Origin of the sequence: Desulfurella sp., assembly GCF_023256235.1 — a bacterium.
GTDB lineage: Bacteria > Campylobacterota_A > Desulfurellia > Desulfurellales > Desulfurellaceae > Desulfurella.
Genome location: NZ_JAGDWY010000091.1, coordinates 1 through 8,171, shown reverse-complemented (window position 1 = coordinate 8,171; position 8,171 = coordinate 1). Strand labels below are relative to the sequence as shown.

Below are 8,171 nucleotides of genomic sequence, written 5' to 3'. Positions count from 1 at the left end.
ATACAAATGCCAGTAACCCGCTTCAACAGCTTTTTTTTGTTGTTCTTGAACTTTTGCCATGCCAGCTTTTATACCGTGGGCTATACATGGTGCATATGCTATAATTAACGATGGGCCCGGGTAGCTTTCTGCTTCCTGAATAGCTTTGAGTGTTTGATTATAATCTGCTCCCATAGCAATCTGAGCTACATATACATAACCGTAAGTTGTTGCCATTAAGCCTAAATCTTTTTTCTTTGTGCGCTTACCTGCTGCAGCAAATTGAGCGATTGCAGCCTCAGGTGTTGCTTTAGATGATTGACCACCTGTATTTGAATAAACTTCTGTGTCAACGACAAGTATATTGACATCTTCGCCAGATGCAATTACATGGTCTATGCCACCATATCCAATATCATAAGCCCAACCGTCACCGCCAAATGCCCAGATGGATTTTTTAACCAGCATATCTTGACTTTTTTCTACTTTTGAAAGCAAGTCCTGCACGCTTAAGGAATATTTATTTTTGTTTGCAATAATAGTGCTTATCTCAAGAGCTGCTTGTTTTGTTATCTTTGGATCATTCATATTATCAATCCATTTTTTAAATGGTGCTTTTGAAGTTTCATCCATATCTGTTTTCAATATATTTTCAATTACTTCACGCAAAGCTTCTCTTTGGTGTTTAACTGATAAAGCAATACCCAGGCAATACTCTGCGTTGTCTTCAAATAAAGAGTTACCCCATGCTGGGCCTTTGCCTTGAGAATTTTTGCAGTATGGCATAGAAGGAGCAGAAGCACCCCAGATAGAAGAGCAGCCAGTAGCTGTAGCTATAATCATCCTATCTCCAAAAAGTTGTGTTACTAGTTTATCGTAAGGTGTTTCACCGCAACCTGCACAAGCGCCTGAAAACTCTAAAAGTGGCCTTGCAAATTGACTATTTTTTACAGTATCTGTAGGTATTTCTTTTTCTGAGATTTTTTCAATTGCAAAATTCCAATTATCTATATCTTTGGTTTGTGTTTCTATAGGTTTCATTACAAGGGCTTTTTTAGGTGTCGGACATACTTCGGCGCAACTACCACAGCCTGTACAATCAAGCACAGATACCTGTATTCTATATTCATACCCTTTTACTTCTTTGCCAATAGCCTTCTTTGTAACAAAATCAGCAGGTTTGATTTTTACTTCTTCTTCGTTTAGCAAAAATGGCCTGATAGCAGCATGTGGGCAAACATACGAACAAAAGTTACATTGGATACAATTTTCTGGGATCCATTCTGGCACGTCTATGGCTATACCACGTTTTTCATAAGCAGAAGTGCCAGATGGGAACTCGCCGTTTTCTCTGCCAACAAATGTGGACACAGGCAATTTGTCGCCTTCAAGCCTGTTCATTACATCTACGACATTTTTTATAAATTCAGGACGGTTTTCATCTTTCTTTTCGTCTTCAATAGGTATGTTTTTCCAGCTTTCTGGTATATTTACTTTTACTATTGAATCAATACCTCTATCAACTGCCTGATAGTTCATATTTATGACTTTATCGCCTTGTTTGCCATATGAGTGAACAATTGCTTCTTTTAAGAGTTTTGTTGCAGTTTCTATAGGTATGATGTTTGCCAGTTTAAAAAACGCTGCCTGCATTATCATGTTTATGCGTGCTCCAAGACCTATTTCTTTTGCAATCTTGGTAGCATTTATTATGTAGAAGTTAATGTTGTTTTCTGCTAAATAGCGTTTCATTTTATTTGGCAAGTGCTTGTCAAGTTCGGATTCATCCCAGATAGTGTTTAAAACAAATGTGCCGTTTTTCTTTAAGCCAGCAAGCACATCATACAAATACACATATGATTGTTTATGACAGGCAATATAGTCTGCATAGTCTATGAGGTAAGTTGATTTTATGGGTTTTTTGCCGAACCTTAAGTGAGATACCGTTACACCACCGCTTTTTTTAGAATCGTATGCAAAATATCCTTGTGCATACATATCTGTATTATCGCCAATAATTTTGATTGCATCTTTGTTTGCGCCAACTGTACCATCTGAGCCAAACCCCCAAAATTTGCAACACACTGTGTCTTTATCTGAAGTATTAATTTCTTCATCTATTGGTAATGATAGGTAAGTAACATCATCAACTATGCCTATTGTAAAATGATCTTTTGGTTTGTCTGATTTAAGGTTTTTGAATACAGCAAGTATTTGAGACGGAGTTGTATCTTTTGAGCTTAAACCATATCTACCACCAACAATTAGTGGAGCATTCTGTGTATCGTAAAATAAGGTTTTAACATCTTCGTATAAAGGCTCACCTAAAGCGCCCGGTTCTTTTGTTCTATCGAGGACGGCTATTTTCTTTACGCTTTTTGGTAATGCTTCAAAGAAGTATTTGGGTGAAAACGGTCTATAGAGTCTTACCCTTATTAAACCAACCTTTTCGCCTTTAGAATTTAAATAATCAACTACTTCTTCAATGGTTTCTCCAACTGAACCCATTGCGACTATTATATTTTCTGCGTTTGGGTCACCGTAATAATTGAAAGGCTTATAGTTTCTGCCTGTTAACTTGTTTATTTCGCCCATATAAGAAGCAACTATATCTGGTACGGCTTCATAAAATCTGTTTGCAGATTCTCTTGATTGGAAGAATATGTCCGGGTTTTGGGCTGTTCCAATGATTTTTGGTCTTTCTGGGTTTAGTGAATTTTTTCTAAAGCGTTCAATTGCCTCCCAATCTACAAGTTTTGCTAAATCTTCGTAATCTAAAACTTCTATTTTTTGTATTTCGTGTGATGTTCTAAAACCATCAAAAAAATGTAAAAAAGGTACTCTGGCTTTAATTGCACTTAAGTGAGCTACAGCTGCCAAATCCATAGCTTCTTGAACGCTACCGGATGATAAAAGGCTGAAACCTGTTTGTCTTACAGCCATAACATCTGAGTGATCTCCAAATATAGAAAGCGCATGTGTTGCAACAGTTCTTGCTGCTACATGAAATACGCCAGGCAATAATTCGCCCGCAATTTTATACATATTGGGGATCATCAAAAGTAAACCCTGAGATGCAGTAAATGTTGATGTTAGAGCACCACCTACCAAGCTTCCGTGTACTGCACCAGCTGCGCCAGCCTCTGATTGCATCTCAACAACTTTTACTGTCTGTCCAAAAATATTTTTTCTACCTTCTGCAGCCCATGCGTCAACGGCTTCTGCCATGTTTGATGACGGTGTAATAGGGTAAATCGTAGCTACTTCTGTAAAAGCGTAAGCCACATGTGCAGCAGCGGTATTTCCATCCATGCTTTTCATTGTCTTTGGCATCCCAACCTCCTAAATAAATATATAAATTCAAATAAAAAAACCACCTTAATTTAGGATTATACTAATAGATTTAATTTTTTTTGTCAAATAGATTTTTTGCATTTTGTTAATTGTATATAAACTTTATTAAATTAATATAAGAATCCTCTATAAATTTGTATTTGCATTGACAAAATTGGTTTCTAGGCAATATTAATAATCATGAACACTGTATTAAAAAGTATTATTAGCTTTGCTAAAAATGATGGTTTTTTAATTGCATCTTCTTTATCGTTTTACTTTATATTAGCACTTGTGCCTTTTTTGCTTTTTTTGAGTTCTATATTAATTTTTCTTGTATCAAGTTCAACCCAGTATTATAATTTTATAGTTCAAAAAATAACACTTATTTTTCCTGTGATGTTAAAAGGTACGATTTTAAACATTATAAAGCCTCTTATACACAAAAAAATTAGTTATTTTAGCTTAATTTTGTATGCAATCACTTCACTGTCTTATTTTTATATGCTTGATGTTTATATAAATAAAATTTTTAATTTTAATAAAAAAAGATCCATTCTGGATTTGTTTTTTGTTTATATTACACTGATAGGAATAGTAATGGTTTTGATAGTCGCCTATTTGGGAGGGTTATTTTTGCCTATTGAATTTGTAGATGTATTACTTAGAAATATAGTTAAACATTTTTTGTTGATTGATTTTATTGGGATTTATATAGTGCCTTTTTTATCTTTGTTTATCATAGCTTTTTTGTTATATAAATTTTTACCACGAAATAAAGTAAGTGTTAAAAATGCAACGAAAGGGGCTTTCTTTTTTGCTTTAGTTCTGGAAATTTTAAAAAGACTATTTATTATATACGTAAAAAATATTGGCAAACTTAATTTTATATATGGAGCTTTTTGGGGTTATATTGCTTTTTTAGTGTGGATTTATTTGCTTTTTTGTGTTTTTTTGATAGGGGCTTATATTGTCCGCAATTTAGAGCAAACAAGCTAAGGGCTATGGTACAGAAAATTGCTCAATAAATTTTAATAGAGCAAATTGTTTGGCAACGCGTCCGCTATAGATACCATATGATAAAGCAAAATTTTTGGCTTCTTGTTTTATATCAAAATTAATTTTAACATTAAATTCACTAAGGTAAAATTTTACTATTTCTAAAAAGTTTGAAATTTCAAGTGGATAAAAACCAATTGATAGTCCAAAACGTGAAAATAAAGATAATTTTTCATTTTCTTCTTCTTTTTCAAATATATCACTATCGAGTGTAAGAACTTTTTGTTTTATAAGGTGTTTTTTGTTTGAGGTAACCAAAAAAATGCAATTTTTTGGTTTTTCTTCAAGCAAGCCTTCAATAATGGATTTAAACTTTCTAAATTCTTTATCATTATCCTCAAAAGCAAGATCATCAAAGTAAATGAAAAACTTATACTCACTTTTTTTTATGAAATCGAATAACTCATAAATTGAATATACATCTTCTTCTAAATATTCTATGCATCTTAGACCTTTTGGACTAAATTTATCAATCAAATACTTGACAAGCGACGACTTTCCAAGTCCATTTTCGCCATAAAAAAACATATTAAGGGCTTCGTAACCATTAACAACAGCAAGTGTATTTTTACTTGCAATTTCTATTTGCTTATCAAGGAAAAGCAATTTTTTAGGTGCACTAAAACCATCAATTTCTTTAAGGTAACCATTATACCATCTTGCAATCAAATGATTTTCAAACATAAATATATTATATATAAAAACCAGGATTTTTTCAAAAAAAATGAGTTGAGCATTGCTACCCAACTCATTTAAGTTTGCGGAAGTTTACTTTTTTTCTGTTTTTTCAGCTTTTTTTGGAGCTTCTTTTTTAACTGGAGCTTTTTTGGCTACAGCTTTTTTCTCAACAGCTTTTTTCTCAACAGCTTTTTTCTCAACTTTTGTTTCGTTTTTTGCTGGAGCCGGCTTTGCATTTTCTGCAGCCAAAACTGGACTTACCATCAAACCTACAACTACACATGAAGCTAATAACTTCTTTATCATTCAAACACCTCCAAGTAATTCTTGAGAAAGGACTTTATGCTTTTTTGGTAAAATTAAAGTAAAATTACCAAAGATTGATTTTTTTAATAAATCAATATATTTTTAAAAGAAAGGAGGCAAATAATGAAAGTAATATTTTTTGAAAGTGCAAAAAATTATGAACCTCAAAAGGATTGGAAGCGTGTAAGTCTTTGTGACCAAAAATCTATTTCAATAGAGTATTTTATAAAACCACCTTTTCATGCTTCGCCAGAACATGCGCATGAAAATGCCCAGGTATTGGTTGTATTGAAAGGCAAAATGTCTGTAAAAAACAAAGATAGAGAGGTTATACTATCACAAAACGATTGCGTTTTTATTGAGCCAAACGAACCTCATGTAGTAACAAATCTACTTAATGAGGCTTCAGTTGGCCTTGATATTTTTGTTCCTGGAAGAGATTTTAGCTTCTGGCTAAATAAATTGTAGTTATCTTACAGGTGTCATGACAAATATGTAATTTATTTTACTTTCGCTAATTGCTTTTAATTCAAGAGGTTTAATCGCTTCTTTGTAGTAAAAATAAATCGAATCAGATTGTACGTTGTTTAAGAAATCCATGGTATAGCGACCATTGATATTAAGGACAATTTGAGTGTGCGCTTTATCTTCGCAGGTCAAAAAATTTACAATATCTGTTGCAACTTCGCCTTCTTTGTTGGTAACATTTAACACTACAGTATTTTCTTTAATATCAAATTCAACAACAGCCAATTCATCGCTTGATAGAGCCAATACTTTTTGAAGTGAACTTTTTAGAGATTCTCTATCCAATACTATACACGATACATTTTGAGCATCTTCCAACACAACTGCTTGATATTGAGGAAATTGTCCATTTATTACTTTTGAAATTATCGTTGCGTTATTACTTTGAAAAGCTATTTTGGTTATATTTTCAGAACTTTCCTTATAGAGTATCTTAACCTTATCGTTAGGTTTTAAAATGCGACCAAGCTGTAATATGCTTTCTTTTTCAATTATGCAATAAAAGTTTGTTTTGTTTTCTATTTCTTTATTTATCCAAAAAAGCCTTGAGCGATTTGTTGCGACAAAATTTACTTTGTTCTGATCAATTTCGACCAGTACACCTGTAAACTCCCTTGTTTGTTCATCATCTTTGCTGCTTGCAATGTGAGCTTTTAGCAGTTCTAAAATATCATTTGTATCAAAAGTAGTAACAGTTTTGTAATCTTTAGTTGTTTCTAAAGGATAGTCATTGCTGTCGAAAATTTTTGCTGTGGTTTTGTAAGAACCGTTTTTTATTGTTAGCAAATTATCTTCTAATTCAAAAAATATCTCTCCATTTAATGCTTTTAATCTTTCAAATAAATCAGGTTTTGCTAAAAATTCGCAGCTGCCTTCGCTTTCAATGGAAGAAGTTATATTTATTTGAACAATGTTATTTGAAGAGCTTAAAGATAGTGTTTTGTTTTTTATGCTAACATGGTAATTGCTCAATATTGAATTTTTATCTTTTGATAAACCACCGGATACACCTGGAATTATTTTTTTTATTATACTTGCATCAATACTAAACTGCATAAAACCCCCTTACTCAAATTTTCTAAGTTATTATATTTAAAAAAATATAAAAATCCATTTTTAAAAGAAAGGCGCAAGATAGCTTAAAAAGCTATCTTGCCAGGTTAGCTTAGTAAGGATTGGGTCCTTTTACAAAAGGAATGTCTTTATCCATAGAAGCTTTAACTAATGATCCATTATAATCCCATGTAAGTTTATTGTCTAAAATAGCATTGGCAATAAACCATAAACCGCTTCCCCAATAACCAATGTGGCAATATGAGATCATGGGCTTATTTGGATCAATGCCAGCTTTTTGAAGTATTTGTTCAATTTGAGCTTTTGGTTTAATTATATAATAATTGTCAACTTTTTCCATGTATTCGCCAACAAATACATTTCTTGCACCTTTAATATGACCGAGTTTTGAAACACCAAACTTTTCATCACTAACCTGCCCTGTATATTCTGGATACATTCTGGAATCAACAAACTGAATTTCGTTTTCGTGTTTAACTGCCCATCTTATAAAATCTTCGTTTGCAAATACAAATGGATTATTTCTTACAATAACAAAATGGCTGGTTTTTAAAGCATAGTCACCTTTTTGGACAGGTAATTTTTCGTCTACCCATTTGTCAAAACCACCGTTTAGGTAATAAACATTTTTAACACCAGCATAATATAGTACTGCCATTATGCGTGTTGCACTGGTTAGAGCAAAAGCAGGATTACCACCTTTAACACCAAAAGCAGTAGAAGATCCTGTATATACCACACAATCTGAATCATTTTTGATACCTTTTTGAGATAATACTTTTTGCAATTGTGGGTTTGAATCAACTACAGCAAAAGGATTTGGCCCATAGCCAGTAAATAAACTGCCTGTCGGAGATATATTGATGGCTTTTGGTATGTGGGATGCAATGTATGAGCTATGATCCCTTGCATCGATAATTACTAAATTTTTATCTGTTTTCATCATCGAAGTTAATTCATGAGGTGTAACTATACCAATTTTTGCAAATGCAATGCTAAAGCTACCAATGAGCCACACAAACACTGAAAAAATAAACACCAGCTTTTTCATAATAACCTCCCAAGTAAATTTTTCCATATGATATGTATTCCCAAAATCAAAGTCAATATGTCATCTATATTAATTGTTTTAATACATTAAATTATTATTGAAATTTCATTATATAGATAATTAATTAATAATATAAATTTTAAGAAAAAATTTGACAAAAAAT

The 8,171-nt window shown here is 32.5% G+C and carries 7 protein-coding genes; 2 read left to right on the top strand and 5 right to left on the bottom strand.

From position 1 onward, the window contains the following. On the bottom strand, positions 1 to 3,312 hold a 3,312-nt coding region (gene nifJ / locus Q0C22_RS10055), incomplete at its 3' end, for a pyruvate:ferredoxin (flavodoxin) oxidoreductase (protein WP_291494373.1). A 201-nt stretch (positions 3,313 to 3,513) separates the two neighbouring features. Here nifJ and Q0C22_RS10050 point away from each other — a divergent pair. Beyond that, positions 3,514 to 4,311, top strand: a complete 798-nt coding sequence (locus Q0C22_RS10050) for a YihY/virulence factor BrkB family protein (RefSeq protein ID WP_291494371.1) — start codon at positions 3,514 to 3,516, stop codon at positions 4,309 to 4,311. A gap of 3 nt (positions 4,312 to 4,314) precedes the next feature. Here Q0C22_RS10050 and Q0C22_RS10045 read toward each other — a convergent pair whose 3' ends face one another. Together Q0C22_RS10045 and Q0C22_RS10040 are read right to left on the bottom strand one after the other, a co-directional pair. Then, a complete protein-coding gene (locus Q0C22_RS10045; RefSeq protein ID WP_291494369.1) occupies positions 4,315 to 5,055 on the bottom strand; it encodes a DUF815 domain-containing protein in 741 nt (246 codons plus the stop codon). 84 nt (positions 5,056 to 5,139) lie between these two features. Beyond that, complete coding sequence (locus Q0C22_RS10040) at positions 5,140 to 5,355, bottom strand: hypothetical protein (protein ID WP_291494366.1); 216 nt, start codon at positions 5,353 to 5,355, stop codon at positions 5,140 to 5,142. A gap of 123 nt (positions 5,356 to 5,478) precedes the next feature. Between Q0C22_RS10040 and Q0C22_RS10035 the strand changes: the two genes are divergently transcribed. Beyond that, entirely contained in the window at positions 5,479 to 5,823 is a 345-nt protein-coding gene (locus Q0C22_RS10035; protein WP_025392815.1) for a cupin domain-containing protein, read from the top strand. Here the strand turns inward: Q0C22_RS10035 and dnaN are convergent, their stop codons facing one another. Both dnaN and Q0C22_RS10025 read right to left on the bottom strand, forming a co-directional pair. Further along, complete coding sequence (gene dnaN, locus Q0C22_RS10030) at positions 5,824 to 6,939, bottom strand: DNA polymerase III subunit beta (RefSeq protein ID WP_291494362.1); 1,116 nt, start codon at positions 6,937 to 6,939, stop codon at positions 5,824 to 5,826. A 109-nt stretch (positions 6,940 to 7,048) separates the two neighbouring features. Continuing rightward, positions 7,049 to 8,008, bottom strand: coding sequence for a sulfurtransferase (locus Q0C22_RS10025; protein ID WP_291494360.1), 960 nt, complete (start codon positions 8,006 to 8,008; stop codon positions 7,049 to 7,051). Between the last annotated feature and the right edge of the window lie 163 nt (positions 8,009 to 8,171).